This window comes from Mesorhizobium sp. M1A.F.Ca.ET.072.01.1.1, assembly GCF_004023325.1.
Classification (GTDB): Bacteria; Pseudomonadota; Alphaproteobacteria; order Rhizobiales; family Rhizobiaceae; genus Mesorhizobium.
This window is the reverse complement of the sequence record NZ_RZSF01000773.1, coordinates 1-409: the sequence shown is the minus strand read 5'-3', so window position 1 is coordinate 409 and position 409 is coordinate 1. Positions and strand designations below refer to the sequence as shown.

1 protein-coding gene is annotated in these 409 nt (G+C 66.0%); it reads left to right on the top strand.

All coding sequences use genetic code 11. The features are described 5' to 3' along the window. Positions 1–409: glycosyl hydrolase family 28-related protein (locus EOA32_RS37960; protein ID WP_281015324.1), on the top strand; the 409-nt coding region annotated here is incomplete at both ends.

Below are 409 nucleotides of genomic sequence, written 5' to 3'. Positions count from 1 at the left end.
GAACAGACGAATGCTGCTCGCCCAGACCGCCGGCTTTGCCATTGCGGGCCTTTGCGCTGGCAAAGTCTCGGCCAAGGTGCTGCCCGGCATCGCGAAAGCCTCGATGCGCGGTTCGATCAACGCCACCGAGCTCGGCGTGCAACCAGGCACGCTTGACGACCAGAGCAAGGCCTTCACCAAGCTCCTCAACGACGCCAGCGAGCGCGACGCGCCGGTGTTTTTGCCGCAGGGCACCTATGTCGTGTCCAACCTCAAGCTGCCAGCGCGCCTGCGCCTGAGCGGCGTGCCGGGCGCCACGCGCATCGTCTATGGCGGCAACGGCCATCTGATGATGGTCGAGCAGGCCGAGCATATCGAACTCGGCGGGCTGGTGTTCGACGGCTCGAACCGCTGGCTGGCCGACTATGCG